The organism is Pseudomonas sp. (assembly GCF_030690725.1).
Classification (GTDB): Bacteria; Pseudomonadota; Gammaproteobacteria; order Pseudomonadales; family Pseudomonadaceae; genus Aquipseudomonas.
On record NZ_JAUYGD010000004.1, the window covers coordinates 67008 to 92410 of the forward strand.

General features: G+C 62.3%; 24 protein-coding genes. 10 read left to right on the forward strand and 14 right to left on the reverse strand.

The window, feature by feature from the left end:
• A complete protein-coding gene (gene rimK / locus Q8O69_RS00695) occupies positions 1–906 on the reverse strand; it encodes a 30S ribosomal protein S6--L-glutamate ligase (protein WP_275960268.1) in 906 nt (301 codons plus the stop codon).
• On the reverse strand, positions 903–1337 hold the full coding sequence (locus tag Q8O69_RS00700; protein ID WP_305589112.1) for an ATP-dependent zinc protease: 435 nt from the start codon (positions 1335–1337) through the stop codon (positions 903–905). The genes rimK and Q8O69_RS00700 overlap by 4 nt, the downstream gene beginning before the upstream one ends.
• Before the next feature lie 131 nt (positions 1338–1468).
• Here Q8O69_RS00700 and Q8O69_RS00705 point away from each other — a divergent pair, with 131 nt between their 5' ends.
• Entirely contained in the window at positions 1469–1900 is a 432-nt protein-coding gene (locus Q8O69_RS00705; RefSeq protein ID WP_305588974.1) for an RNA-binding S4 domain-containing protein, read from the forward strand.
• 17 nt (positions 1901–1917) lie between these two features.
• On the opposite strand, the gene Q8O69_RS00710 is transcribed toward Q8O69_RS00705, so the two are convergent.
• Positions 1918–2712 carry a phosphatase PAP2 family protein gene (locus Q8O69_RS00710; RefSeq protein ID WP_305588975.1) on the reverse strand — a complete coding sequence of 265 codons (795 nt, stop codon included), beginning with the start codon at positions 2710–2712 and terminating at the stop codon, positions 1918–1920.
• A 216-nt stretch (positions 2713–2928) separates the two neighbouring features.
• Here Q8O69_RS00710 and hslO point away from each other — a divergent pair, with 216 nt between their 5' ends.
• The 3 genes from hslO to Q8O69_RS00725 all read left to right on the forward strand — a co-directional run bounded on the left by hslO (position 2929) and on the right by Q8O69_RS00725 (position 8355).
• On the forward strand, positions 2929–3816 hold the full coding sequence (gene hslO / locus Q8O69_RS00715; protein WP_305588976.1) for an Hsp33 family molecular chaperone HslO: 888 nt from the start codon (positions 2929–2931) through the stop codon (positions 3814–3816).
• 297 nt (positions 3817–4113) lie between these two features.
• Complete coding sequence (locus tag Q8O69_RS00720) at positions 4114–5655, forward strand: phosphoenolpyruvate carboxykinase (RefSeq protein ID WP_305588978.1); 1542 nt, start codon at positions 4114–4116, stop codon at positions 5653–5655.
• 756 nt (positions 5656–6411) lie between these two features.
• Positions 6412–8355, forward strand: coding sequence for an ATP-dependent DNA helicase RecQ (locus tag Q8O69_RS00725; RefSeq protein ID WP_305588979.1), 1944 nt, complete (start codon positions 6412–6414; stop codon positions 8353–8355).
• A 3-nt stretch (positions 8356–8358) separates the two neighbouring features.
• On the opposite strand, the gene Q8O69_RS00730 is transcribed toward Q8O69_RS00725, so the two are convergent.
• Genes Q8O69_RS00730 through Q8O69_RS00755 form a run of 6 tightly spaced genes read right to left on the reverse strand, consistent with a single transcriptional unit; the run spans position 8359 to position 13259 of the window.
• Positions 8359–8796: a nucleoside deaminase gene (locus Q8O69_RS00730; RefSeq protein WP_305588980.1), complete on the reverse strand. Its 438-nt coding sequence runs from the start codon at positions 8794–8796 to the stop codon at positions 8359–8361.
• 28 nt (positions 8797–8824) lie between these two features.
• On the reverse strand, positions 8825–9436 hold the full coding sequence (locus tag Q8O69_RS00735; RefSeq protein WP_275960275.1) for an ABC-type transport auxiliary lipoprotein family protein: 612 nt from the start codon (positions 9434–9436) through the stop codon (positions 8825–8827).
• On the reverse strand, positions 9433–10350 hold the full coding sequence (locus Q8O69_RS00740; protein WP_305588981.1) for an MlaD family protein: 918 nt from the start codon (positions 10348–10350) through the stop codon (positions 9433–9435). Before Q8O69_RS00740 ends, Q8O69_RS00735 begins: the two co-directional genes overlap by 4 nt.
• Positions 10351–11139 carry an ABC transporter ATP-binding protein gene (locus Q8O69_RS00745; RefSeq protein ID WP_305588982.1) on the reverse strand — a complete coding sequence of 263 codons (789 nt, stop codon included), beginning with the start codon at positions 11137–11139 and terminating at the stop codon, positions 10351–10353.
• Complete coding sequence (locus tag Q8O69_RS00750; RefSeq protein ID WP_305588983.1) at positions 11136–12281, reverse strand: ABC transporter permease; 1146 nt, start codon at positions 12279–12281, stop codon at positions 11136–11138. The genes Q8O69_RS00745 and Q8O69_RS00750 overlap by 4 nt, the downstream gene beginning before the upstream one ends.
• A gap of 51 nt (positions 12282–12332) precedes the next feature.
• Positions 12333–13259, reverse strand: coding sequence for an exopolyphosphatase (locus Q8O69_RS00755; RefSeq protein WP_305588985.1), 927 nt, complete (start codon positions 13257–13259; stop codon positions 12333–12335).
• A gap of 191 nt (positions 13260–13450) precedes the next feature.
• On the opposite strand from Q8O69_RS00755, the gene Q8O69_RS00760 reads away from it, so the two are divergent.
• On the forward strand, positions 13451–13792 hold the full coding sequence (locus tag Q8O69_RS00760; protein ID WP_305588987.1) for a cupin domain-containing protein: 342 nt from the start codon (positions 13451–13453) through the stop codon (positions 13790–13792).
• An 11-nt stretch (positions 13793–13803) separates the two neighbouring features.
• Here Q8O69_RS00760 and Q8O69_RS00765 read toward each other — a convergent pair whose 3' ends face one another.
• Together Q8O69_RS00765 and Q8O69_RS00770 are read right to left on the reverse strand one after the other, a co-directional pair.
• Positions 13804–14457 carry a DUF3313 domain-containing protein gene (locus Q8O69_RS00765; protein WP_305588989.1) on the reverse strand — a complete coding sequence of 218 codons (654 nt, stop codon included), beginning with the start codon at positions 14455–14457 and terminating at the stop codon, positions 13804–13806.
• A 77-nt stretch (positions 14458–14534) separates the two neighbouring features.
• On the reverse strand, positions 14535–15494 hold the full coding sequence (locus Q8O69_RS00770) for a class I SAM-dependent methyltransferase (RefSeq protein WP_305588991.1): 960 nt from the start codon (positions 15492–15494) through the stop codon (positions 14535–14537).
• A 164-nt stretch (positions 15495–15658) separates the two neighbouring features.
• On the opposite strand from Q8O69_RS00770, the gene Q8O69_RS00775 reads away from it, so the two are divergent.
• The 3 genes from Q8O69_RS00775 to Q8O69_RS00785 all read left to right on the forward strand — a co-directional run bounded on the left by Q8O69_RS00775 (position 15659) and on the right by Q8O69_RS00785 (position 18279).
• Complete coding sequence (locus Q8O69_RS00775; RefSeq protein WP_305588993.1) at positions 15659–16261, forward strand: nitroreductase family protein; 603 nt, start codon at positions 15659–15661, stop codon at positions 16259–16261.
• Positions 16262–16436: 175 nt separating this feature from the next.
• Complete coding sequence (locus Q8O69_RS00780; RefSeq protein WP_305588994.1) at positions 16437–17927, forward strand: NAD(P)/FAD-dependent oxidoreductase; 1491 nt, start codon at positions 16437–16439, stop codon at positions 17925–17927.
• Between the two features lie 181 nt (positions 17928–18108).
• Positions 18109–18279: a hypothetical protein gene (locus Q8O69_RS00785; protein WP_178124327.1), complete on the forward strand. Its 171-nt coding sequence runs from the start codon at positions 18109–18111 to the stop codon at positions 18277–18279.
• A gap of 202 nt (positions 18280–18481) precedes the next feature.
• Here the strand turns inward: Q8O69_RS00785 and Q8O69_RS00790 are convergent, their stop codons facing one another.
• The gene (locus Q8O69_RS00790) at positions 18482–20839 is read right to left on the reverse strand and encodes a bifunctional diguanylate cyclase/phosphodiesterase (RefSeq protein ID WP_305588995.1); all 2358 of its coding nucleotides are present in this window, start codon (positions 20837–20839) and stop codon (positions 18482–18484) included.
• Positions 20840–20985: 146 nt separating this feature from the next.
• On the opposite strand from Q8O69_RS00790, the gene Q8O69_RS00795 reads away from it, so the two are divergent.
• Both Q8O69_RS00795 and Q8O69_RS00800 read left to right on the forward strand, forming a co-directional pair.
• The gene (locus Q8O69_RS00795) at positions 20986–22893 is read left to right on the forward strand and encodes an adenylate/guanylate cyclase domain-containing protein (RefSeq protein ID WP_305588996.1); all 1908 of its coding nucleotides are present in this window, start codon (positions 20986–20988) and stop codon (positions 22891–22893) included.
• Positions 22880–23539 carry a hypothetical protein gene (locus tag Q8O69_RS00800; RefSeq protein WP_305588997.1) on the forward strand — a complete coding sequence of 220 codons (660 nt, stop codon included), beginning with the start codon at positions 22880–22882 and terminating at the stop codon, positions 23537–23539. Before Q8O69_RS00795 ends, Q8O69_RS00800 begins: the two co-directional genes overlap by 14 nt.
• A 41-nt stretch (positions 23540–23580) precedes the next feature.
• Here the strand turns inward: Q8O69_RS00800 and Q8O69_RS00805 are convergent, their stop codons facing one another.
• A complete protein-coding gene (locus tag Q8O69_RS00805; protein WP_305588998.1) occupies positions 23581–24225 on the reverse strand; it encodes a methylamine utilization protein in 645 nt (214 codons plus the stop codon).
• 68 nt (positions 24226–24293) lie between these two features.
• Positions 24294–25193, reverse strand: a complete 900-nt coding sequence (locus tag Q8O69_RS00810; RefSeq protein WP_305588999.1) for a LysR family transcriptional regulator — start codon at positions 25191–25193, stop codon at positions 24294–24296.
• Positions 25194–25403 lie beyond the last annotated feature (210 nt).

The following is a 25403-nucleotide window of genomic DNA, read 5'->3' on the forward strand; positions in this document are numbered from 1 at the left end:
TCACCCCTTGCCCTTAGTACGGGTTAGGTTCGGGCCGCTATTCTTCTCCAGATGCTGAATCACCAGGCTGGCGACATCCTTGCCGGTGGTGGTTTCAATGCCTTCCAGGCCCGGCGATGAGTTCACTTCCATCACCAGCGGGCCGTGGTTGGAGCGCAGGATATCCACGCCGGCCACCGACAGGCCCATCACCTTGGCGGCGCGGATGGCGGTCATGCGTTCTTCCGGGGTGATCTTGATCAGGCTGGCGCTGCCGCCACGGTGCAGGTTGGAGCGGAATTCGCCCGGCTTGGCCTGGCGCTTCATTGCGGCAATCACCTTGTCGCCGACCACAAAGCAGCGGATGTCCGCGCCGCCGGCTTCCTTGATGTATTCCTGCACCATGATGTCCTGCTTGAGGCCCATAAAGGCCTCGATCACCGACTCGGCGGCAGTGGCTGTTTCACACAGCACCACGCCGATGCCCTGGGTGCCTTCCAGCACCTTGATCACCAGCGGCGCGCCGTTGACCATGTCGATCAGGTCGGCGATGTCATCCGGTGAGTGGGCAAAACCGGTCACCGGCAGGCCGATACCGCGTCGCGACAAGAGTTGCAGCGAGCGCAGTTTGTCCCGCGAGCGGGCAATGGCCACCGACTCGTTAAGCGGGAATACGCCCATCATCTCGAACTGGCGCAGCACCGCGCAGCCATAAAAGGTCACCGACGCGCCAATCCGTGGGATCACCGCGTCAAAGCCTTCCAGCGGCTTGCCACGGTAGTGGATCTGCGGCTTGTGGCTGGCGATGTTCATATAGGCCCGCAGGGTGTCGATCACCACCATCTCGTGGCCCCGCAGCTGCCCGGCTTCGACCAGGCGGCGGGTGGAATACAGGCGCGGGTTGCGCGACAGCACAGCGATCTTCATTGGGCACCAGGGGAGTCAGCGAGGGTGGGTTTGTTCTGTACGTAGGTCAGCGCCGGGTTGACCAGCAACTGCCCGGCAATCAGCGCCTTGGAGCCAAGCAACACGCGGTAGCGCATGGTTTTGCGGCAGGTCAGGGTGAACTCCACCGGCCATTCGCGCTCGCCCAGAGTCAGGTTGGTGCGGATCACATAACGCGACTGCGTGTGGCCATTTGAGCTTTTGATGGTTTTCACAGAAACCAGCTGCGCCTCGCAGCGATGACGGCGCTGCACCAGGGTGCCGAGGTGCGCGGTAAAGCGTACCCAGGGTTCGCCATCGCGGTCGAACGGCTGGATCTCGCTGGCGTGCAGGCTGGAGGTGCTGGCGCCGGTATCAATCTTGGCGCGCAGGCCGACCATGCCCAGTTCCGGCAGGTTGATCCATTCACGCAGGCCGATTACGCCAAGTTGGTCGAAAGTCTTCAAAGGGCGATCCATGGTATTTGCGGGCATTCTAGTTGGCCCTTATGACAACTGCATCAGGCAAAATGTCCGCCTGCACAGTGGGCATCAGTGGGGATCAGATGAGCGATAAAGACGACGACAAGGTACGCCTGGATAAATGGCTGTGGGCCGCGCGCTTTTATAAAACCCGTGCCCTGGCCAAGGCGGCTATCGAAGGCGGCAAGGTGCACCATCGCGGTGAGCGCTGCAAACCGGGCAAGGAGCCGAGAGTCGGTGATGTCTACGTGATCCGTACCGGCTTCGAGGAGCGCAGCGTGGTGGTGCAGGCGCTTTCAGTAGTGCGCCGTGGCGCGCCCGAGGCGCAGGCGTTGTATGCCGAAACGGCGGAAAGCATCGAGCGCCGCGAGCAAGCGGCGGCGCAGCGCAAGGCAGGGGCGCTGGGTATGCAGACCGATGGCCGGCCGAGCAAGAAACAGCGCCGGCAGATGCACGACTTCAATGATCGGCAAGACGGCGGCCTGCGCCATCCCTGGGCTGACGAAGAAGCCTAGGGGCGTGGCGCCTTTATTTAGCGCCCGCTGATAACGCTCAGGCGGCCCAGCAGTGGCAGCTTGGCCAGGCTCTTGAGCAGCGGCTGGGTGACGTATTCCAGCCACTCACTGGTTTTGTAGGCAAACGGCGTAAAGCAGCCCCAGGCCAGCGCCAGCAGGGCGAGGAATACGCCGCCAACCAGGGCGTCCGAGCCCCAATGTGCGCCGGCTACCAGGCGCGGCAGCATAAAAATCACCGCCATCGTCCAGACCAGCAGCAGGCGCCAATTGCGCGCGAAGAAGCTCATAAACATCGCCCAGATCAGCAGCACCGAGGCGTGATCGCCAGGGAAGCTGCGGGTGGCGCTGTCCTTCATGTCCCAGCGCTCTTCCCAGGTTGGGAACAGCTCAGTCAGCCGCGCGGCGCCTTCCACCACCAGCGATGCACTTGGTCGCTGCCAGCCCATCAGCTTGACCAGCTCGGCGAAGCCGACGCGAAACAGCAACATCACGATCAGCGCCGCGAGAAAGGCATACAGCGCCTTGCGCACCTGAGCGCCGCTGAACACCAGGTCAGCCTTGAGCATCACGGCCAGCATCAGCACACCAACACCCATGTCCACCGGGCGCATGCTGCCGATTGCCCAGGTCTGCGCCCACAAGCCGGCGCTATGCACGGGTTCGTTGAGCAGGGTAAACAGCTGCAGATCGAACTGGTCCCACAGCGCGCGGCTGGGCGCCCACAGCCAGCTGGCGAGCAGCAGCAGGGCGACGATATGGCAGGCAACCAGCGGGCGGATACGCCACTGGTCGTTAATAAAAGAAGGGGTCATGCAGTGGCATCCTTGTCATCTGTAAGGGATTAAGGCGGCGGGCATGCTAGGTATTCTGTCTTCTGATTGCAAAGATTCGCTCTGCCTTTTGTCGGCAACTGTGACCCGGGTTGGTATCGATAGCTTCCGCCCGCAGCGCTGATAGATAAGAGGCGCTTGGTCGGACGGGCGTTTGCGCCTAAAATCGCGGGCCGAGTCACATTCAGTGAAGTTGGCATGTCTGATTTTTCCCAACGCTTCTTGTTCGACGACAGCGATATCCGTGGCGAACTGGTCGGTCTGACCGACAGCTACAGCCATGTGCTGGCCAAACACACCTACCCGCAACCGGTCGCTCAACTGCTGGGTGAGCTGCTGGCCGCTGCCTCGCTGCTGATCGGTACACTGAAGTTCGAAGGCCTGCTGATTCTCCAGGCGCGCTCCTCCGGTGCGGTGCCGCTGCTGATGGTCGAGTGCTCCAGCGAAGGCGAACTGCGCGGTATCGCCCGCTACCACGCTGAACAGATCACTGCCGATGCCAACCTGCGTGAGCTGATGCCCGATGGCGTGCTGGCCATGACCGTCGACCCGAAATCCGGGCAGCGTTATCAGGGCATCGTCGATCTGGAAGGGGACACCCTGGCCGATTGCCTGACCAATTACTTCGCCACCTCCGAGCAGTTGCCCACCCGTTTCTGGCTCAGTGCCGATGGCCAACGTGCCCGCGGCCTGTTGTTGCAGCAGCTGCCGGCCGACCGTTTGAAGGAAGCCGATGAGCGTGAAGCCAGCTGGCAGCACGCCATGGCCCTGGCCGATACCCTGAAGGCTGAAGAACTGCTGGGGTTGGATAACGAAACCCTGCTGCACCGCCTGTATCACCAGGAAGCGCTGCGCCTGTTTGACCCGCGCGCCCTGCAGTTCCGCTGCAGCTGCTCGCGTGAACGTTCCAGCCGCGCGCTGATCAGCCTCGGCCAGGCCGATGCCGAGGTGCTGGTGCAGGAACACGGCGGCAGCGTGGAAATAGATTGCCAGTTCTGCAACGAGCGCTATCTCTTCGATGCCGCCGATGTGTTGCAACTGTTTATCGATGGGAGCATCGAAGCTCCATCGGATACGCGCCACTGATTTACGATCTGCTGTGCGTCGGCCCTGCTGCGTTAAAAACAGGCTCGGAATGCTCATGTACAAAAGTACACTCCGCTTCCTCTCCTGTTTTTGCCTTGCAAGGCTCTAGCTCGCTAGATCGTAAGCAGGTTAGTGGGTAAATAGCACGTAAACCGTGCCGGAATGATCTGATCAGAGGCTGCACCCGCAGCCGGCTTTTTCTGGCATAATCCGGCGCACTTTTTTCGCTGTAGTAGTGCTTGATTTTCTACTACAAAACGTTCGGAAGACTCGGCCGCTTGGCCGACGGGGACCCACATGACGCAAGCCAACAACGCCGTGTACACCGACATCAGCGCTGCCCAACTGGTCGAAGAAGCCCTTCGTCGCGGTGAAGGCGAGCTGGCCGCCAACGGCTCCCTGGTCGTACGCACAGGCCATCGCACGGGTCGTTCGCCGGCAGATCGCTTCATCGTGCAAGAGCCGAGCACCGAGGCGAAAATCGCCTGGGGCGCGATCAACCGTCCGTTCCCGGCTGACAAGTTCGATGCCCTGTGGGACCGCGTGCAGGCGTTCTCCGACGCGCAGGACAGCTTCGTTTCCTACGTTCATGTAGGTTCTGCCGACGCGCACTACCTGCCGGTCAAGATGACCACTGCCACCGCCTGGCAGAACCTGTTCGGCCGTTGCCTGTTTATCAACCCGGAGCAGTACAACCCGGCTGGCAAAGGTGAGTGGCAAGTGCTCAACGTCGCCAACTTCGAGTGCGATCCTGCGCGTGACGGCACCAATTCCGATGGCTGTGTGATCCTCAACTTCGCCGCCAAGAAAGTCCTGATCGCCGGCATGCGTTACGCCGGTGAAATGAAGAAAGCCATGTTCAGCGTGCAGAATTTCCTGCTGCCGGACGCCGACGTGCTGCCGATGCACTGCGCGGCCAACATCGGTGAAGAAGGCGACGTGACCCTGTTCTTCGGTCTGTCCGGTACCGGCAAGACCACCCTGTCGGCCGACGAAAGCCGCTACCTGATCGGCGACGACGAGCACGGCTGGGGCGTGGGCGTGGTGTTCAACATCGAAGGCGGTTGCTATGCCAAGTGCATCGACCTGTCCGAGAAGAACGAGCCGGTGATCTGGAAAGCCATCCAGTTCGGCGCCGTGCTGGAAAACGTCGTCCTAGATGAAAACCGTGTACCGAACTACGCCGACGACAGCCTGACCCAGAACAGCCGCGCGGCTTACCCGCTGGAGCTGGTTGAGAAGCGCAGTGAGAAGAACCTCGGCGGCGAGCCGAACGCCGTAATCTTCCTGACCTGCGACCTGACTGGCGTACTGCCGCCGGTGTCGATCCTCAACGAAGAGCAAGCGGCTTACCACTTCCTCTCCGGCTACACCGCGCTGGTCGGTTCCACCGAAATGGGTTCGGGCGGCGGCATCAAGTCGACCTTCTCCACCTGCTTCGGCGCGCCGTTCTTCCCGCGTCCGGCTGGCGAATACGCTGAGCTGCTGATCAAGCGTATCCGCGGCTTCGGTTCTAAGGTCTACCTGGTCAATACCGGCTGGACCGGCGGCGGCTACGGCGTTGGCAAGCGCTTCAATATCCCGACCACCCGTGGCGTGATCGCAGCGATCCAGAGCGGCGCGCTGATCGGCACCGAAACCGAGCTGCTGCCGATCATCAACCTGAGCGTGCCGAAGTCGGTACCGGGCGTTGAAACCAACCTGCTCAACCCGCGCAACACCTGGGAAGACAAAAACGCCTACGACGAAGCCGCCAAAGGCCTGGCCAAGCTGTTTATCGAAAACTTCCAGAAGTTCGATGTCAGCGACGCCATCAAGAATGCCGGCCCGCAGCTCTAAGCTGTATCCGAAGCGTTGAAAAAACCGCCGTTAATCGGCGGTTTTTTTATGCATGGGAAATCAAGCATCAATCCGTAGGAGGCGCTTTAGCGGCGAGCTTTTAATAAGTTGTCGCGGCTAAAGCCCCTCCCACGGTGCTTTGCATGTGCGATAAGAAACGGAAAAGCCGCCCGGAGGCGGCTTTGGGTGCGTATCTGCTAACAGATCAGGCACGTTTGCGACGTGTTGCGCGTTGCACTCTTGCTCAGGTGGCCGCTCTGCACGGCCTGGCTGTTGCTATATGGCTGTCTCGGGCCACAGCGCTAACGGGGTTGGCAACTCAGGCGATTTCCAGGGCCATTGTCTGCGGCTGTCGACTTCAGCATGACTGGCGAGTGCCAGGTAGGTGTCGATATGTCGCGGGTGGCCGCTGGCGCTTTCGAGTTGTGTGGCGGCGTTAGGTCTATGGTTTGGCATAACTCACGGCGAACCTGAGTTGTCCCGCCAGACTGCGCATCGGCCTGTGGTTCGCATCAGCTACTCCGGTTCTTCCGGGGTCTATGCTGCGCGGCCATCTGGCCTGGGTGGTGAGCGATCTAGTGGGTAACCGGCAAGCTGCCGCTGAAACCAGATACCTGCATACTCATCTCCTTTTTTATTTGCATGGTTTGAATGTACGCCTGTGTGGCCCGTGGTGTTAGTTGGATTGGCAATAGCAGCGCGGCTTGTAGGAATTAATCATTGTTTGCCGCCAGTGCGGTCAATGGAGTGACAGCTATGAGTACCCTTGAGCGTGTGTTTGGTTTTCAGCAACTGCGTCCTGGCCAGGAGCGGGTGGTGACGGCCGTGCTGGCGGGCCGTTCGGCGGCGGCGATCTTCCCCACAGGTTCGGGCAAGTCGCTGTGCTACCAGCTGCCGGCGCTGCATCTGCCGCACCTGACGTTGGTGGTCTCGCCCTTGCTGGCGCTGATGCAGGATCAGTTGGCGTTTCTGCATAGCCGTGGCATCAGCGCCGCCAGTATCGATTCGGCGCAAAGCCGCGAGGAGGCCAGCGCGGTGATGACGCGGGCGAAATCCGGCGAGCTGAAGATTCTGATGATCTCGGTCGAACGCCTGAAAAATGAGCGTTTTCGCAACTTTATCGCCCAGGTACCGATCTCGTTGCTGGTGATCGACGAGGCCCACTGCATTTCCGAGTGGGGGCACAACTTCCGTCCGGATTACCTCAAGCTGCCGGATTACCAGCGCCAGTTCGGCATCCCGCAGGTGCTGCTGCTCACCGCCACGGCCACGCCGCCGGTGATTGCCGATATGCAGCAGAAGTTCGCCATCGCCGCCGATGATGTGGTCACTACCGGTTTCTATCGCGCCAACCTCAACCTGCTGGTCGAGCCGGTCAGTGGTGCTGACAAGCAGCGCCGTCTGGAGCAGTGGCTGGGTGCCAAGGCCGGGCAGCCGAGTATTGTCTACGTGACCCAGCAGAAGACCGCCGAGCAGGTGGCTGCGCGCCTGAGCCAGCGCGGCATTGCTGCCAGTGCCTACCACGCCGGTATGCCACATGAGGCCCGTGAGGCGATTCAGCGCCAGTTTATGGCCGGGCAGATCAACTGCATCGTCGCCACCATCGCCTTTGGCATGGGTATCGATAAGTCGGACATCCGCAATGTGCTGCACTTCGACCTGCCGAAATCCATCGAGAATTACAGCCAGGAAATCGGCCGCGCCGGCCGCGATGGTCAGCCCTCCGATTGCCTGGTGCTGGCCAACCGCGACAGCCTCAACGTGCTGGAAAACTTCGTTTACGGCGACACGCCGGAGCTGGACGGCATTCGTTGTGTACTGGATGAGTTGCTGGGCAGCACTGCGCCTGGAAACAATGGCAGCGGCGAATGGGAGCTGATGCTCAACCAGCTTTCCGAGCAGAGCAATATTCGCCAGTTGCCGCTGAAAACCCTGCTGGTGCAGCTGGAGTTACGCGGCATCATTGCTCCGCGTTACGCCTATTTCGCCGAATATCGCTTCAAATTCCTCTTGGAGCCCGAAGCGCTGCTGGAAAAGTTCGAGGGTGAGCGGCGGCAGTTTGTCGAGGCGCTGGTCGCTACCTCACAACGCGCACGCACCTGGTGCACGGTGGACTTCGACCAGCTCTACCAACAGCACCAGGCTGAGCGCGGCCGGGTGATCAAGGCCCTGGATTACTTCCAGGAAAAGGGCTGGATTGAGCTGGAAAGCAAGCAGATGACTGAGGTCTACGCGCTGCTCGACCCAGGCTTCGACCCAGTTGCCCTGAGCGGCGAATTGCACGGCTATTTCAGCCAGCAGGAAGCCAGCGAAATCCGTCGGATTCACGCCATGCTCGCGCTTTTTGCCAGCGAACAGTGCCTGAGCCAGCGCTTGGCCGCCTATTTCGGCGACGCCAACGCGCCGCAGCAATGTGGGCATTGTTCAGTATGCCGTGGGCAAGTGGCCCAGTTACCTGCGCCACCGGCCTTACCGCCGCTGGTGGAGAAGGATGTGCACGGGCTATGCGACGGCTTTGTGCGCAAGCATCAGGAGCTCAAAGGCAGCGCACCAAGCGCCGAGTGCCTGACGCGCTTTCTCTGCGGTATCAGCGTGCCGCTGTTTACCAAGCTCAAGGCGCGCCAGCTCGGCGGGTTTGCCGCGTTGGAAGATTATCCCTACGCCGAGGTGCGCACTTGGTTGGCGGGGCAGCAGGGATAGCCGCTACTCGCCGATATCCTCGTTCCACAGCGTCGGCTGGGCGGCGATAAAGTCCTGCATCAGGTGCAGGCATTCGCTGTTGTGCAGCACATCGAGCTGCACGCCGCGCTCGCGCAGCAGCGCTTCTTCGCCGAGGAAGGTCTGGTTCTCGCCGATGATCACCTTGGGGATGCCATACAGCAGGATCGCCCCGCTGCACATCGCGCAGGGTGAGAGGGTGGTGTAGAGCACCGACTCGCGGTAGGTCTGCGCGCTCTGCCGGCCGGCGTTTTCCAGGGCGTCCATTTCACCATGGCGAATGGCGCTGCCCTGTTGCACGCGGCGGTTGTGTCCGCGGCCGATAATCTGGCCGTTGTGCACCAGCACCGAACCGATCGGGATGCCGCCTTCGGCCAGGCCCTGACGGGCTTCGTCGATGGCTGCTTGCATAAACATGTCCATGGTTCGCCCCTCGCTAGAACAACTCAGTTCATTTTTGCTGCGCGCTCTGTCCCTGGTTCAGGGTCCATTCCAGCACCTCGCGGGCCAGTTGGTCGCCGGCTTGGCCGAAGGCGTTGACCACCGCTGGCACCGAGGTGTCGCTGGCCGCCTGGCTGACTTCGAAACGCCGGCTGGCGAGGATGCGCAGGCTGCCGCTCTGCACCAAGCGGGCCTCGAACAGGATGCGCGCGGCCGGGCGGCCGTTCTGGTATTCGCTGTGGAAGGCGCGCAGGTCGCCGTCCAGTTCCAGGTCGGCCTGCAGGCGGCTTTCATCGCTGCTCACCGCTTTGAGGCGGCCGTCGTCGAGGAAGGCATCGATCAGCCGGTCGCGCAGCAGCAGCGGTGCGCGGTCGCTCCAGCGCACGCCTTGGTAGGCGCTGATCTGATCGCCTGGCGGCAATACGGCAATCCGCGTGCTGTCGAGCAGCTGGCTGCTGTAGGGCTTGTTCACCCGCAGCGCCCAGTCGGCGCTGGCGTCATGGCTGGGCAGGCTGCTGGCCGGCAGGCGGTAGATGCTCAGCACCTGGCTTTTCGGCAAGACCGAGCAGGCGGCCAGGCTGCCGATCAGCAAGAGGGCGGCGAGCAGGCGAAGACGGCTCATGGTTGAAACTCCTTGATGGTGTCGCTGCGCAGCAGGTAGCCGGCCGGGTCTTCCTCCAGGCGGCGGGCGAAGGAGCGCAGGGCGCTGAGGGTTTCGCGCAGTTCGATAATGGTCGGGCCCAGTTCGCCGATGCCCTGCATGCCGCCGTCGAGGGCGGCGCGGTTGTCGCTGAGCAGGCGCTCGACGTTGTTGCTGCTGCGCTCCAGTGAGGCCATCAGGCGGCTGGCGCTGTCCAGCGCTTCGCGGCCCTGGCCGCTGAGCAGCTGGTTGGCGTTGCGCATCAGGTCGGCGGCTTCCTGGCTGGCCGTGCTCATCTGTTGCAGGGCGGTACGCAGCTCGTCGCGCTGCTCGGCGACGCTGGCGCTGGTCTGTTCGATGTTTTCCAGGGTGCGCGAGATGCGCCCGATATTGTCGCGGGAGAACAGCTGGTTGGCGCGGTTGAGCAGGCGCGTGACGCTGAGCACCAGGTCTTCGCCATTGGACATCAGGCGTGACAGCGGAGAAGGATCGGCGATGATTTCCGCTCGTTGATCGCCCTTGCTGACCAGCATGGGGCTTTCCGGCGAGCCGCTGTGCAGCTGGATCAGCGAGGCGCCGGTGATCCCGGTGATCGACAGACGGGCGCGGGTGTCTTCTTTGATCGGCGTGTTGGCGTTGACGCGGATATGCGCGCGCACTTTGCGTGGGTCATTCGGGTCGAGGCGCAGGCTGATCACATCGCCGACCTTGATTCCGCTGTATTGCACGGCACTGCCCTGGGACAGGCCGCTGACGGCCTCGGTGAAGATCACATCGTAGTCGTTGATTTCCTGGTCCGAGCTGGCTTTGCTCAGCCACAGGGCAAAGCCCAGTGCGGCGGCGACCATCAGCACGGTAAACAGGCCGATCAATACGTGGTGGGCGCGTGGTTCCATTCAATTTCTCCCTGGCGCGCTGTTAGCGGCCTGTTCGGCTGCGCGTCCGCGCGGGCCGTGAAAATACTCGTGAATCCAAGGGTTGTCGGTGGCGGTCACGACATCCAGGCGGTCGGCCACCAGCACGCGTTTTTCTGCGAGCACGGCCACTCGGTCGCAGATGGTATAGAGGGTGTCCAGGTCATGGGTGACCAGAAACACGCTAAGCCCCAGGGCATCGCGCAGGGTCAGGATCAGTTGATCGAAGGCCGCCGCGCCAATCGGGTCGAGCCCGGCGGTGGGCTCGTCGAGAAACAGGATGTCCGGCTCCAGAGCTAGCGCCCGCCCCAGCGCTGCACGTTTGATCATGCCGCCGGACAACTCGGTCGGGTATTTGTCGCCGGCTTCACGCGGCAGACCGACCAGCGCCAGTTTGACCTGGGCCAGGCGTTCGGCGGCAGCGCGGGTGAGGCCGGCATGTTCGAGCAGCGGCAGGGCGATATTTTCGGTCACCGTCAGCGAAGAAAACAGCGCGCCGCGTTGATACAGCACGCCGAAACGCCGCTCCAGCTGCGAGCGCTGCTCGGGCGGCAGGCTCAGCAACTCCTCGCCAAATACCCGCACGGTGCCGGCGTTGGCGCGGCGCAGGCCGAGAATACTGCGCAGCAGCACCGACTTGCCGGTGCCCGAGCCGCCGACCACGCCGAGCACTTCGCCGCGGTACAGGTCCAGTGCCAGGTCCTGGTGCACGGTCTGCGCGCCGAAGCGGTTGACCAGGTTGCGTACCTCGATAATCGCTTCGCCCGTCACCAGCCCATCTCCATCAGAAACAGCGCGGCCAGGGCATCGAGCACGATCACCACGAAAATCGACTGGACCACGCTGGAGGTGGTGCGCTCGCCCACCGATTGCGCGCTGCCGGTGACCTTGAAGCCTTCCAGGCAGCCGATCACGGCGATCAGGAAGGCAAACAGCGGCGCCTTGGCCATGCCCACGACAAAGTGCTTGAGGGCGATATTTTCTTGCAGCATGGCCAGGTACATGGTCGGCGAGATGTCCAGACTCAGGGCGCAGACCACCGCGCCGCCGAGGATGCCGCTGAGCATGGCGATAAAGGTGAGGATCGGCAGGGCGATCAGCAGGGCGAACACCCGTGGCAGCACCAGCAGCTCCATGGGGCTCAGGCCCAGGGTACGGATGGCGTCGATTTCCTCGTTGGCCTTCATCGAGCCGATCTGCGCGGTAAAGGCGCTGGCGGTGCGTCCGGCCATCAGAATGGCGGTGAGCAGCACGCCGAACTCACGCAAGAAGGAGAACGCCACCAGGTCGACCGTATAGATACTCGCGCCAAAATCGGCGAGCACCGTGGCGCCGAGAAAGGCCACTACCGCGCCGACCAGAAAGGTCAGCAGGGCGACGATGGGCACGGCATTCAGGCCGCTCTGCTGTAAATGCGCGACCAGCGAGGTGATGCGCCAGCGGCCGGGGCGCAGGAGGATGGCGAACATTGCCGCCAGGGTCATGCCGATAAAGCCGAGCAGCGCCACACCTTGCTGCCAGAGTTCTTCCACGGCCTGGCCGATCTGCCCGAAAAATTCGCGCCAGGCGGGGATACGCTTGGTTGGCAGCGCGTCACCGGCATCGGCGATGGCGTTACCTACCGCCTGCAACAACGCGCGGCGCTCGCTGGCCAGGCCCGGTGCGTCGTTGGCCAGTTGCGCCAGGCGCTGGCTGCCGAGTAACTCCACCAACAGCGCGGCGCCGGCGGTGTCCAGCGCGCCAAGGTCTTGCAGGTCAATACTGGCGGCACTGTTCAGCGTGCCGCGCAGTGCCAGTACCTCGGTTTCCAGGCTGGCGTAGTGAGGCAGCGTCCAGTCGCCGCCGATGCGCAAGCCAGAAGGCGCATCCGTGCGGCTGGATTCAAGCGGCGTAATAAAGGGGGCTGTGCTCATGGGCCACAGCTTAACCTTCTAGCCGAGGCTACGCCCAGCCTACTGCGGGGTTTAACCGTCAGCAGTGATTTCAGCGATCAGCTCACGCAGCGCCGCCTCGGCATCCTCGTTGGCCACCTGGCAGGTGCCGGCGTTGGCGTGGCCGCCGCCGTTGTAGCTCAGGCACAGTTCGCCGACATTGGTATTGGAACTGCGGTCGAGGATCGATTTGCCAATGGCGAACACGGTGTTCTGCTGTTTAACGCCCCACATCACGTGGATTGAGATATTGCACTGCGGATACAGCGCATAGATGACGAAGCGGTTGACCGCGTAGATCGTCTCCTCGTTACGCAGATCCAGCACCACCAGGTTGTGGTAGACCGTGGCGCAGCGCTGGATCTGCGCCTTGGCTTCGCGTTGGTGCTCCAGATAGAGCGCCACGCGCTCATCGACATCCGGCAGTTCGAGGATTTCCGCAATGCCGTGGGTCTGGCAGAAGTCGATCAGCTGCATCATCAGTTGGTAGTTGGAGATGCGGAAGTCGCGGAAACGCCCGAGGCCGGTGCGTGCATCCATGATAAAGCTCAGCAGTTCCCAGCCCTGCGGGTCGAGGATGTCGTCGCGGCTGAATTGTGCGGCATCGGCCTTGTCCACGGCCTCCATCATTTCGTCCCAGTCCCGTGGGAAGGCGTCGTGGCCGCCGTAGTGCTTCCACACCACCCTGGCTGCAGACGGCGCATCGGCATCAATCAGGTGATTGCTCGCTGGCTGGTTGCGGATGGTCTCGCTGAGGTGGTGGTCAAAGGCCAGGTAACAGCCGGGCACGTAGGGCAGGTTGGTGGTGATGTCGTTGCTGGTGATCGCCACTTTGCCGTCCTGCATGTCCTTGGGGTGGACGAAGAGGATGTCGTCGATCAGGTTGAGGTGTTTGAGCAGGGCGGCGCATACCAGGCCGTCAAAATCACTGCGGGTGACCAAGCGGTAAAGACTGGACATAAAGCATCTCCGGATCGGGCAAGCGGCGGGAATAAACCAACAGGCCCCCTTCAAGGTAGCACGCGGTTTGCGCATCAGCCTGGGCGAAGGGGCTGCGTTTCCAGGCAGTTGCAGGTCGACCTCAGGACAGTCGCGGCACGATGGCGGCCCTAGGCTGGCGTCTGTTGTTCTACCGACCTCAGGAGCCACCCATGTCACCGATTACCGTACTGCGTGATACCCAGCCGACTCCGCTGCTGGATGCCTGCAAATGGACGCGCATCGCCGGCGAGCCGCACACCGTCAACCTCAACGCCTACACCTCGGCGGACGGCAGCAAGATCATGGGCACTTGGATCTGCACACCCGGCAAATGGCAGGTGGCCTATGAAAAATGGGAGTACTGCCACTTTCAGGAGGGCTACTGCATCATCACCCCAGAGGGCCAGGCGCCGATTCACCTGCGCGCCGGCGATATTTTTATCGTCGAGCCCGGGATGAAGGGCACCTGGGAAGTGATCGAGACGGTGCGCAAATACTTTGTCTTTGCCTGACCCGTCAGGCCTTAGGGCTTAAAGTTGCGCGCATCCTTGGCCCATTCATCCAGCGCCGGCTTGATGTCCTTGAGGCGTAACTGGGCGCTGTCGTTCTCCAGTTGCAGGCCGTGGCCCTTGCGCACCACGCGGGTCATCGGCTGGCTGGTGCGGCCGTCGATGGCTTCCAGCTCGACATAAATACTGCTGTTGAGGTCGCGGGTGCCGGCGGCGGTGCTGGCGGCTGCGGCTACCAGGGCAATCGGCACCACTTCATAGACTTTCAGCCCTTCCGGCGACAGGTTGACCGCAGTGATCGCCGAGCGCAGCACCAGGGTGTCGCGATCAGCATATTCGACAACCTTTAGTCGTCCGGCCAGCTCCAGGCGCATGGCCTGCTGCAGATAGAGGGCGATTTCGTCCAGGGTCTGCTGGCTAACTTGCGCATTCGGGGTCGGCGCGGGGTAGAACACCGGCCTTTCCACCAACACCGAGCGGTAGCTTTCCGGTTTGAAATCCGCTGATACCCAGCGCATTACCGGCGCGCCGCTGGCTGACTGCGCCGGCTGCAGCTGCGAGTAATCACTGAGGAAGCCGGAATACTGCGAGGGTTGCGTGGTGTTGCTGGCGCAGGCGGCCAGTAACAGGGTGGCGGACAAGGCCAGACCAAGGGTTTTCAGCGTCATTGCGGTGATCTCGCGAGGGGTGGTTGCCTAACTGTAGACCAGTTTGCGATAGGCAATGCTCTGCCCTGGCGAGCCCTCTAAGTCGGGGCTTGAGGGCCTTGTTCGCGGCGAAACACCAGGGCCTTCAGCGCGCTGTCCGGCTGGCTGTCAGGGAATTCCGGCGGGTTCTGCAGGCGTTCGCTAAAGCGCAGGGCCGGCGCTTCGCTGGCCATGGTCTGGATCAGATAATCCGGGCCGATTTCCGGCTCGTTGCTGCAGGCCAGGACCACCCCGTTCGCGCTCAAAAGTTCGGGCAAGCGGCGCAGAACCTTCGGGTAATCCTTACTCAGCACAAAGCTGCCGCGCTGGAAAGACGGCGGGTCGATGATGATCAGGTCATAGGGGCCGTACTTGCCGACCTTGCCCCAGGACTTGAACAGGTCGTGGCCGAGAAATACCACCTGGCTGAGATCGTGCTGGTTCAGCCGATGATTATCGCGCCCCCGGCTGAGCGCGGCCCTGGCCATATCCAGATTGACCACCTGACGCGCGCCGCCGGCCAGCGCCGCCACCGAGAAGCCGCAGGTGTAGGCAAACAGGTTGAGCACGCGCTTGCCCGCCGCCTGCGCCTGCACCCATTGGCGGCCATAGCGCATATCGAGGAACAGCCCGCTGTTCTGCTTTTTACCCAAGTCTAGGCGGTAGTGCAGAGCGTGCTCGCAGATATCCCAATGCTCCACCGGCTCGCCGAGCAGCCACTGTGTCGGGCTTTCGGGCAGGTAGCGCTGCTGCAGCAACAGGCTGTGCGCGCCGCTCTGCTGCCAGGCCGCGGATTGGCTGAGATCGAGCAGCATCTGCTGCAGCGCGGCCAGTTCGGCATCGCTCACCGGCTTGAACAGCGCCACCAGCAACACGCCTTGCAGCCAATCCACGGTGATCTGTTCCAGCCCCGGCCAGCAGCGGCCACGGCCGTGAAACAGGCGACGGGTTTCACTCGGCGCGCTATTCAGGGCGGTGAGCAGGTGCTGCTGCAGGGTAGCGAGGGCGATTGGGGTCATGGTCTGTGGTCGATTTGGCGAGGCGGCGATTTTAACAGGCGACCGCCTAGAATCGTCTGTGTCGATCATTGTTATCGGTAAAGGCGTTTGGCGTTACGCCCGGCAAGTGCCTAGCATTGCCCTCTTTCACACCCTGCTTTCACACCTAAATAGAAGGAATGCCCATGCACATCGACGAAGCCATCCGTAGCCGCCGCGCCGTCAAAGGTTATGACCCGGCATTTACCCTGAGTGATGCCGAGAAGGATGAACTGCTGCAACTGGCGCTGCTCGCACCGTCGGCGTTCAACCTGCAGCATGTGCGCCTGGTCGAAGTCAGCGATCCGGCGCAGCGTCAGCAGCTGCGCGAAGTGGCTTGGGGCCAGGCGCAGGTGACCGATGCGTCGATGCTGGTGGTGGTGTGCGCCAAGCTCGATAGTTGGCAGGAGGATGTCGGCCGCGTCTGGGACGGCGCGCCCGCGGAAGTGCAGGCCTATATGGCCGGCGCCATCGACACCTATTACCGCGACAAACCACAGGTGCAGCGCGACGAAACTATGCGCAGCTGCGGCCTGATGGCACAGACCCTGATGCTCGCCGCACGCGGCAAGGGTCTGGATTCCTGCCCGATGGACGGCTTCGATTTCGATGCGGTGGCCAAGTTGATCAACCTGCCTGAAAACCATGTGATTGCCCTGATGGTCGCCGTCGGCAAGAAGACCATCGAGCCCAAGCCGCGCATCGGCAAACTGCCGTACAACGAAGTGGTGTTGCGTAATCGCTTCTGATCGCTGAGCAGGTTGCTGAGCGCTTTTGTCATTCTTCAGCCATAACTGTGGTCAGCCTGCGCCTGATCACACCACTAAAGGTTGGATGACAAACGCGTTGTAGGGGGTGAATCTGGCGGGCACACGGGCGCTACACATTGCCCTGCAGCCATAACAAGAAGCCTGAGGAGCCCCCATGTCTGCCGAACATCTGGACGTCTTGATCATTGGTGCCGGCCTGTCCGGCATCGGTGCGGCCTATCACCTGATGAAGCACTGCCCTGGCAAACGCTTCGCCATCCTCGAAGGCCGTGCGGCCCTCGGCGGCACCTGGGACCTGTTCCGCTATCCGGGCATTCGCTCCGACTCGGATATGTTCACCCTCGGCTACAACTTCAAACCCTGGACCAACCCGCTGGCGATTGCCGACGGCCCGTCGATCCGCAGTTATATCGAAGAAACCGCGCAGGAAAACGGCATTCAGGAAACCATCCGCTTTCAGCACAAGGTGCTCAAGGCCGACTGGTGCAGCGAGCGCGCCACCTGGACCCTGCAGGTGCAGCGCGGCGATGAGCCCGAACCGATCAAGTTGAGTTGCCAGCACCTGCTGATGTGCACCGGCTATTACCGCTACGAAGCGGGCTACACCCCAGAATTCAAAGGCCGCGAGCAATTCCAGGGCGAATTTATTCACCCGCAGTTGTGGCCGGACAACTTCGATTACAGCGGCAAGAACGTGGTGGTAATCGGCAGCGGCGCGACGGCGGTCACCCTGGTGCCGGCGATGACCGACAAGGCCAAGCACGTGACCATGCTGCAACGCTCGCCGACCTATGTGGTGAGCCTGCCGCAGGGTGATCCGATTTCTGCCTTCCTGCGCCGTTTTCTGCCGGAAACCTGGGTCTATCGTCTGGCCCGCACTCGTCAGGTGGCCATACAGCTGGGCTTCTACAAGCTCGCCAAGGCGTTCCCCAACCTGGTGCGCAAGGCGTTGCTCGGTATGGCCCGGCATCAGTTGGGCAAGGACTTCGACATGCGCCACTTCAGCCCACGCTACAAACCCTGGGATGAACGGGTGTGTGCGGTACCCAACGGCGATCTGTTCAAGGTGCTGCGCCAGGGCAAGGCCTCGGTGGTGACGGAGCATATCGATGGCTTTACCGCCAAGGGTATTCGCCTGAAGTCCGGTCAGGAGTTGCCGGCGGATGTGATCATCAGCGCCACCGGTCTGGAATTGCAGCTGTTTGGTGGCATGCAGGTGGCCGTGGATGGGGTGCCCTTCGATGCGGCCAAGAGCATGGGTTATCGCGGCATTATGCTGCGCGACCTGCCCAACGCTGCGGTGGTGCTGGGCTACACCAATGCCAGCTGGACGCTCAAGGCGGACCTTTCCAGCGAATACTTCTGCCGATTGATCAACCATATGGATGCCAACGGCATGCGCCAGTGCACCCCGCGCGACACGGCGCGGCAGGTCAAGGACGCACCCTTCCTCGATCTGGCTAGCGGCTATATCAAGCGCGCGGCCGACAAGATCCCCAGCCAGGGGGATCGTGCGCCGTGGAAGCTCTACCAGAACTACCTGCTGGACCTGGCGCTGCTGCGTTACGGCAAGGTTGAGGACGGTTACCTGGAGTTCAGTTCACCGCATGTCGGCGAACCCGCCACCACGGCTACAGCGGTCTAAACTGCAAAACAATGTAAGCCAAACGCTATAGCCGCTTGACGCGTTATGCCTACAGAGATGTGGCCATTTGCCGCTTTAGAAGCAGGCACAGGGCCACTATGCTTTTGTGACAGCTTTCACGGATGAACGGGCCGGTATACCTGGCTGCTGTCACAAAGGAGTCCTCTAGAGGATGAGCAGAATGGAATCGCTTCAGCAAGAGCAACGCTACCTGCCAGAGCTGCGGGCGCATATCGACAAACTGCTGGCCAAAGGCTGGGTAATTGCCGAGCGCAGCCCGCTGACCCTGCAGTCCGGGCGCAAGACCTATATGGTTATGCACGGGATGTTGATTGGCGATAACGCGTTTTAAGAGCCTGCTGCGCGTCGGTCCTGCGGCGTTGAAAACAGGCTCGGAATGCTCATTTACAACTCGTAAACTCCGCTTCCTCGCCTGTTTTCGCCTTGCATGACTCTAGCTCGCGAGCCTCTTAACAGGCTCTTTGTTTCAAGACACCGTTTTCCCGGGCCGCTGCTGATCGAATGATCGGCAGCGGCCTTTTTTCTGGCCTGGATTAGCCCGTATGGCGGGGTAGTTGCCATTGGGTCGCGGCCAGCCAGTCGGCAAACGCCGCCGGTGGTAGCGGTTTGCTGAGCAGGTAGCCTTGGGCGATATCGCAGCCGAGCTGGTCCAGGCGTTCGAGAATGGCCTCGGTTTCCACCCCTTCGGCAACGATTTTCAAGCCCATGTTGTGCCCCAGTTCGATGGTCGAGCGGACGATGATGTCGTCATCAGGGTTGCTCAGCAGGTCGAGGACGAAGGACTTGTCGATCTTCAGCTCATGCACCGGCAGGCGCTTGAGCTGGGCCATGCTCGAATAGCCGGTGCCGTAGTCGTCGATCGACAGCTGCACGCCCAGTTCGCACAGCTGCTGCAATTGCCCCATGGCCAGCTCCGGGTCGGCCATCACCGCGCTCTCGGTGATTTCCACGATCAAACTACCCGGCGCGACGCCATGCTCACCCAGCTGCGCGGCGATAAAACCGGCAAAGCCAGGGTCAGCCAGGTCCAGTGCCGAGATGTTGATCGCGGTCTTCAGGTCCAGGCCCTGCTCATGCCAGGCGCGGCTCTGCGCCACGGCGGTACGCACCACCCAGCGGGTCAGGGCGCAGACGTTGCCGGTCTGCTCGGCCAGGGGAATAAATTCGTCCGGCGGAATAAACCCGTGCACCGGGTGAATCCAGCGCACCAGGCACTCCACGCCATACAGGCTGCGCGCGCGAATATTCAGTTTTGGCTGGAAGTACAGGCTGAGCTGGCCGCCTTCCACCGCGCCTTTTAGCTCGCTCATCAGCGCCAGGCGCAGCAGACTGTGGCGGTCCAGCTCCGGGCGGTAGAGGGCGTAGGGCGAGCGCTGTTGCTTGCCCAGGTACATCGCCACTTCGGCATGCTGCAGCAGGCTGCCGGCGCTTTCACCGTGATCCGGATACAGGGCGATACCCACCGTGGCATTGAGGGTCATGCTGATGCCACGCACGGCGAATGGCTCGTGCAGGGCGGCGCGGTAATGCTCGGCGGCGGGGATCAGCCACCCCGGCTGGCAGGGGCTGATCAGCAGGGCAAACTCGTCACCGCCGAGGCGTGCCAGCTGCTCGTCCGGGCGTAGTAGAGCCTGCAGGCGGGCGGCGAGCTGGCAGAGCAAGTGGTCACCGGCGTCATGGCCGAGGGTGTCGTTAAGGTCCTTGAAGTTGTCCAGGTCCATCAGCAGCACTGCTACGCCTTCACCCGGTGCGCAGTGCGCCAAAGCTTGTTGCAGCTCGGCGACAAAACGGTTGCGGTTGGCCAGTTCGGTCAGCGGGTCGCGGTAAGCGAGAAAGCTGATGGTGGTTTCGCGCTCGGCAATACCTTGTTGCATGGCGACGAACTCGCGGGCGAGCAAGCCGACTTCGCCGCTGGCCTGTGTGGACATCGGCACTTGATAGTCGCCGCTGGCGATACGCCGCACGTTATCGACCATCTGACTGAGCGGGCGACTGACGGTATTGGCGATCCACAGCGCGCCGAGGCCGGCCAACAGCAGAGCGATGGCGAAGATGGCTGCCAGTTGCCATTGCAGCGGCTGGTAATCGGCCAATTCGGCGGACAGCGAGCGCATCAGCAGCACCTGCAATTCGCTGCTGGTGCCGATCAGTGGCGCACGCAGTGCCACCTGTTCCAACCCCTGTAATTCGAAGCGAAATACCCCAGCGGCATTTGGCAGCAACTGGCCGGCCAGCTCGGCCCGTGGCAGCGCTTGCAGGTTGCTGGCGAGCACCCGGTATTGGCCAGGACTGCCATCGAGCAGGGCGACATCGGCGCCGCTGAGTCGGGCCAAATGTGCGGTGGCCTGATCGTCCAGTTCGAAAGCCATCAGCAGCCAGCCCATCAGGTTGGGTCGTGGCGCGAAGATCGGCGTGGCATTGATATGCAGCACCCGCTCGCCAAATACCACCAGGCGGTCGGCGCTTTGCGGGTCGTCTGCATCCAGCAGGTCATCCCACGGCAGTGGCGCACCGGGCAGCAGCTCGCCGCTGGTGCCGGCCAGAATCAGCCCTTCGGGCGCGCTGACCAGGGCAAAGCTGGCCTGGCTGCGCGAGGCGAAGGATTCCAGCGCGGCAGACAGCGACTGCGCCTCCTGCTGCGGACTGGCGATCAGGTCGGCGATTTCGCCGAGTAGGGTGAAATCCTTGGCGATCAGATCGGCCATGGCGCTTTGCGCCTGACGGCGGCTCTGCAGCTCGTTGCTCAACACCGCGTGGGCAAAGTTCAGCTGCCCCGCCACCTGGCTCAGGGTGTGCTGATACGTGGAGCGATAGACCAGCGCCAACAGCAGCACCATGACCGCCAGCAACAACAGCAGAAAGAAGCCGAGAATCTTGCCGCGCAGGGTCATGGCATGTGCCTATGCTTGTGGATAATCGGGCTTGTGGATAGTCGGCTCGCCGATGGCGAAATGCTTCGAGTATAGAAAAACCTCGGGCGGGCGCAGCACCTGGTATGCACAAGGGGGCGTGGATGCAAATAGCGCGGGCATGGCGCATGCCCTTGAAGCTGCTGGCGCTGGTGTTGCTCAGCGTCGCGCTGGTCGAATGGCTGGTGCGCGCCGGCCTGCTCGACGGCAGCGAACGGCGCTTGCTGGATCTGCAATTTCAGCTGCAGGGGCAGCGTGATGCACCGCAGCAGGTCGCCATCGTGGCCATCGACGAAGACAGCCTGGCTCGTTACCCGGACGACCCTATGCTGTTCTGGACCGACCGGCTCGCCGTGGCGGTCGAGCGTTTGCGCCAGGTCGGGGTGCCGCTGGTGGGGCTGGATATGCTCTACAGCATCAGCCCCGAACGCTGGCTGAGCACGCTGGGTAATGGTCAGTTTCCGGGTGCCAGGGACTATGATCGGGCCTTCCGCGAGCAGCTGGCCAGCGGTCAATTGCTGCTGGTGGCCAGTCGTTCCGGCAGCGGGGCGGCGGTGAGCGACTACCTGCTGCCGAGCCCGGATTATCTGTTGGCGCTGCCTGATTATGACCTGCAGGCGCATGTTGGTCTGGCTGATCTGCTGGTCGAAGGCGATGGTCTGGTGCGGCGCTTTCGTCTGGCTCCAGTGGATGCGGCGCAGCGGGCGCAGTTGCAGGATGAATTGCCGCACCTGAGCCTGCCGGCGCTGCTGGCGGTACGCGCAGCGGGGCAGGATGTGCGTGGCACCGCTTGGCAATTGGGCGGACGCGCCATACAGCTGGATCAGCCGGCAGCGGTCATCCCTTACCTGGGGCCGCCTGGTACCTTCCACAGCCTGCCTCTGCACCAGCTGTTGGCGGACGACGCCCTGAATGATCCCGAAGTACAGGCCTTGCGCGGCAAACTGGTGCTGCTCGGCGCCACGGCCGCTGGGCTCAACGATGCCCATTTCACCCCGTTCAGCAGCGATTGGTTGGGCGGGCGCAGCCTGCTGATGAGTGGGGTTGAGGTGCATGCCAATGTGCTGCAGGCATTGCTCGACGGTCGCCAGTTGCGTAGCCCTGAAACTGTTTGGCAAGTATTCGGCCTGCTGGCCCTGAGCTTGCTGGGGGTGTGTTGTGTGTTGCGCCTGCCGGTGTGGACAACCCTGCTGGCCTGGCTGCTGGGGCTGGCGCTGTTGCTGGTGCTGGGCCAGTGGTTGTTCCGGCTGGGCTGGTTATTGCCGCAGAGTGCTGCGGGGCTGGTTCTGTCGCTGAGCTTTTTGGGTGTGCTGGGGCTGCGTCTGACTGGCGAAGAGCGTGAACGCAATCGCCTGCGGCAGATGTTCGGCCGCTATGTCTCGGAGCAGGTGGTCGAAGCCCTGCTCAGCTCTGGTGAGCGGCCGGAGTTGGGCGGTCAGGCGCAGCGAGTGACCGTGCTGTTTTCCGATATCCGCAACTTCACCAGTATCAGCGAGCGGCTCACGGCCAAGGAGGTGGTGGAGATGCTCAATGCCTATTTCGCCCGCGCCTGTGAGCCCTTGCTGGCCGAGGGCGGCAGTATCGATAAATTTATTGGCGATGCGGTGATGGTCGAGTTTGGCTCCCCGGTACCGTTGGGCGACCACGCGCAACGGGCCATTCGCGCTGCGCTAGCCTTGAAGAAAGTCTCCGAGGAATTCGCCGGCTGGATGCAGCAGCGTTTTCCCGGCCGAGACCTGCCGGCTTTTGCCGTAGGCATCGGGTTACACAGTGGTGAGGTGGTGCTGGGCAATATCGGCTCACCGGTGCGCATGGAGTTCACCGCCATTGGCGATACGGTGAACCTGGCTTCGCGCCTGGAAGGCATGACCAAGGAACTTGGCTGCGCCATTCTGGCCAGCGCAGAGTGCATTGCTGAGGCAGGCACGCTTGTGCGATGCGGGCGCAGCGAGGTGATTCGGGTCAAGGGCCGCGAAGCACCGATTCGCGTCTTTGAGGTCATCGGGCTACATCAGGAAGACCATGAAAATGCTTAGACAGTGGTGTCGCTTGGGACTGTGTTCTTTGCTGTGGCTACCTGGCCTGGCGCTGGCGCTTGAGGTCGGCTTGGTCACTGGCCTGAGCGGCACGGTTGCTTTGAATGTGCCGACGCAGACGGATAGCAGGACGCTGCAGGTGTTCAGCAAACTACATGAAGGCGATCGACTGATTCTGCCGGAGAAAACCAGTCTGCAACTGGTGCTTTTCCACAGTGGCGAAGAGCAGGTCTGGCAGGGGCCGGGCGAGTTGCAGGTGCATCGCAGCGGCATCACTGCTCAGAGTGCGGCATTACAGCCTCAGGTACGTCAGCTGCCGAAGTTATTGGTCAAGCAACTGGCCAAGACCCCTGCCCCGGATGCTCAGGTCAAGGCCGGGATGGTGCGGCTACGCAGCATGCCGAGTGGCGGCACCCTGGCGTCGCTGGAAAAGAATTATGCGCAGCTACGTGAAACGGCAACGGCGACAGATCGAACGCCGGAGTTATACCTGTTGGCCGGGTATTTCGAATTGCGTGAGTTTGATCTGTTGCAGCAGACGCTGGTGCGGATGGAGAAGCAATCCCCTGGTGATAAGGAAGTGGCGCAACTCCACGCCCTTTATGCGCGCGCGGTGAAGGACGCCAAGCAGGCTGCCAAACCTTAGCCAGAACAAGCAGAGCCGCGCGTGGCGCTGTTGATCCGAAATCAAGGCACGTAGCCGCCTTTCCCCTGTGGCCGCATGGCGGGTGCTTTCGGTCGTGGGTCGCGTTTTAGTGCGCCGGTCAGCTGCCAGGTCAGTGCGCCGTCGCTGGGTACGGCGCGGCTCAGGGCTTCCTGCGGGTCGGCGATGCGCGGGTGCCAGAGCTGCAGGGTTTGCCCAGCGGCAGCATCGAATTGCAGGCGGGTCTTGCCCTGGCTGTCGGTCTGGGCGAACCAGGGGGTGTCGAGCACCAGAATAAAACCGAGCATCCAGTCATGGATATTGCAGCCCAGGGTGACCAGGCCGGGCTGGTCGAAGCGCATCTCCTGCGGTGCGGCCTTCTGTTGGTGCAGGCGCAGTTCGAAGCGTTTGGCCGGGGAGAAGGAATAGACGTGGTGGTTGATCGGGTCGGAGTTGGGGAAGCTCACCGTGGTGCCGACCTGCACTGGCAGGATATAGGGGCTGAACTGGCGCTTCTGCTGGTCCATCAGTGCCGTAGCGGGTTGGCTTTGCGTCGGCCCCGGCTCGATCCACAGCACCGCATCGCTGAGCGGTTTGCCCTGGTTGTCGAGTAGCACGATCTCCAGCGTTTGGGCTTGCGCCAGGGTGCCCAGCAGCATCAACAGCAGTGCCAACGCCGATTTCAGCATGATCGATTCCCCAAGACTGCACGACAGTAGCCGTCAGTATAGGAAGGCTTTGCCCGGCTGCCGGGTGATCAGCGCTGGGCGATCTGCTGGATCTGTGCGATCAGCCAGTGCAGCGCCGGGTCGCGCTGGCGCTGGGCCAGGCTGACGATTTCCAGGTGAAACGGGCCCAGGGCGAACGGCAGTTCGAACAGTTGCAGCGGCAGCAGGCTGGCGAAGTGGCGCGCCAGTTGGGTCGGCAGCACCGCAGCCAGCTCGCTGCTGGCGACGATATGCGCGGCCTGCAGGTAGTTGGGGGTGGTGTAGAGAATCTCCCGGCACAGGCCCTGTTCGCCCAGCCACTGGTCGACCATGCCGCGGGTCTGGCCGCCATGCACCCAGAGATGGCGCAGCTGCAGAAAGGTCGGCAAGTCCATGGGCCCGCTGACCAGAGGATGATCGCGACGCAGCGCCAGTTGCAGGGTTTCGCTCATCCAGTGCTGGCGGGCAAAGCGCGCAGGGATTTCTTCGAAGCGCCCCAGCACCAGATCCAGCTCGCCCTTGTCCAGCGCCTCGGCCGGCAGGCTGGGGCTCAGGTGGCGGATGTCGATGCGCATACCGGGTGCCTGCTGGCTGAGTTGCTTGAGCAGGCGCGGCATGCAGATCAGCTCGACATAGTCGGTGACGGCGATGCTGAAGTGCTGGCGGCTGCTGGCCGGGTCGAACACTTCCCCGGCGCTGAGGCTCTGCTCGATCTGCTGCAGGGCGGCGCGGATCGGTGTTTCCAGCGCCTGGGCGCGCGGCGTCGGCTGCATGCTGCGGCCCACCCGAACCAGCAGCGGGTCGTCGAGCAGTTCGCGCAGACGATTGAGGGCGTTGCTCACCGCCGGCTGGCTGAGCGACAGCCGTTCGGCGGCGCGGGAGACATTCTGCTCGCGCATCAGCGCATCGAACACGCGCAGCAGGTTGAGGTCGAAGGTTGAGATATTCATTGGCTGAATACGACTTATCACAAGACTAAATTTCAAAAATAGTAACGCCTTGCTTATGGTGGTGGGCGATTTTCTATACGACAGCAGGTACCCGTGCCGGATGACGCACGCCCTGCATCCTGTAGGAGCGGGCCATGCCAGCGATTCGCGGCCATGGGCCGCTCCTACGGGAATCACATCCAAGCGACATATCCATTTATTCTCCAGCCA

Excerpts from the sequence above, each read along its gene's own strand:
- rimK (WP_275960268.1), bottom strand. The coding sequence starts at position 906 with ATGAAGATCGCTGTGCTGTCGCGCAACCCGCGCCTGTATTCCACCCGC.
- Q8O69_RS00705 (WP_305588974.1), top strand. The coding sequence starts at position 1,469 with ATGAGCGATAAAGACGACGACAAGGTACGCCTGGATAAATGGCTGTGG.
- Q8O69_RS00710 (WP_305588975.1), bottom strand. The coding sequence starts at position 2,712 with ATGACCCCTTCTTTTATTAACGACCAGTGGCGTATCCGCCCGCTGGTT.
- hslO (WP_305588976.1), top strand. The coding sequence starts at position 2,929 with ATGTCTGATTTTTCCCAACGCTTCTTGTTCGACGACAGCGATATCCGT.
- Q8O69_RS00720 (WP_305588978.1), top strand. The coding sequence starts at position 4,114 with ATGACGCAAGCCAACAACGCCGTGTACACCGACATCAGCGCTGCCCAA.
- Q8O69_RS00725 (WP_305588979.1), top strand. The coding sequence starts at position 6,412 with ATGAGTACCCTTGAGCGTGTGTTTGGTTTTCAGCAACTGCGTCCTGGC.
- Q8O69_RS00730 (WP_305588980.1), bottom strand. The coding sequence starts at position 8,796 with ATGGACATGTTTATGCAAGCAGCCATCGACGAAGCCCGTCAGGGCCTG.
- Q8O69_RS00735 (WP_275960275.1), bottom strand. The coding sequence starts at position 9,436 with ATGAGCCGTCTTCGCCTGCTCGCCGCCCTCTTGCTGATCGGCAGCCTG.
- Q8O69_RS00740 (WP_305588981.1), bottom strand. The coding sequence starts at position 10,350 with ATGGAACCACGCGCCCACCACGTATTGATCGGCCTGTTTACCGTGCTG.
- Q8O69_RS00750 (WP_305588983.1), bottom strand. The coding sequence starts at position 12,281 with ATGAGCACAGCCCCCTTTATTACGCCGCTTGAATCCAGCCGCACGGAT.
- Q8O69_RS00755 (WP_305588985.1), bottom strand. The coding sequence starts at position 13,259 with ATGTCCAGTCTTTACCGCTTGGTCACCCGCAGTGATTTTGACGGCCTG.
- Q8O69_RS00760 (WP_305588987.1), top strand. The coding sequence starts at position 13,451 with ATGTCACCGATTACCGTACTGCGTGATACCCAGCCGACTCCGCTGCTG.
- Q8O69_RS00765 (WP_305588989.1), bottom strand. The coding sequence starts at position 14,457 with ATGACGCTGAAAACCCTTGGTCTGGCCTTGTCCGCCACCCTGTTACTG.
- Q8O69_RS00770 (WP_305588991.1), bottom strand. The coding sequence starts at position 15,494 with ATGACCCCAATCGCCCTCGCTACCCTGCAGCAGCACCTGCTCACCGCC.
- Q8O69_RS00775 (WP_305588993.1), top strand. The coding sequence starts at position 15,659 with ATGCACATCGACGAAGCCATCCGTAGCCGCCGCGCCGTCAAAGGTTAT.
- Q8O69_RS00780 (WP_305588994.1), top strand. The coding sequence starts at position 16,437 with ATGTCTGCCGAACATCTGGACGTCTTGATCATTGGTGCCGGCCTGTCC.
- Q8O69_RS00785 (WP_178124327.1), top strand. The coding sequence starts at position 18,109 with ATGGAATCGCTTCAGCAAGAGCAACGCTACCTGCCAGAGCTGCGGGCG.
- Q8O69_RS00790 (WP_305588995.1), bottom strand. The coding sequence starts at position 20,839 with ATGACCCTGCGCGGCAAGATTCTCGGCTTCTTTCTGCTGTTGTTGCTG.
- Q8O69_RS00795 (WP_305588996.1), top strand. The coding sequence starts at position 20,986 with ATGCCCTTGAAGCTGCTGGCGCTGGTGTTGCTCAGCGTCGCGCTGGTC.
- Q8O69_RS00800 (WP_305588997.1), top strand. The coding sequence starts at position 22,880 with ATGAAAATGCTTAGACAGTGGTGTCGCTTGGGACTGTGTTCTTTGCTG.
- Q8O69_RS00805 (WP_305588998.1), bottom strand. The coding sequence starts at position 24,225 with ATGCTGAAATCGGCGTTGGCACTGCTGTTGATGCTGCTGGGCACCCTG.
- Q8O69_RS00810 (WP_305588999.1), bottom strand. The coding sequence starts at position 25,193 with ATGAATATCTCAACCTTCGACCTCAACCTGCTGCGCGTGTTCGATGCG.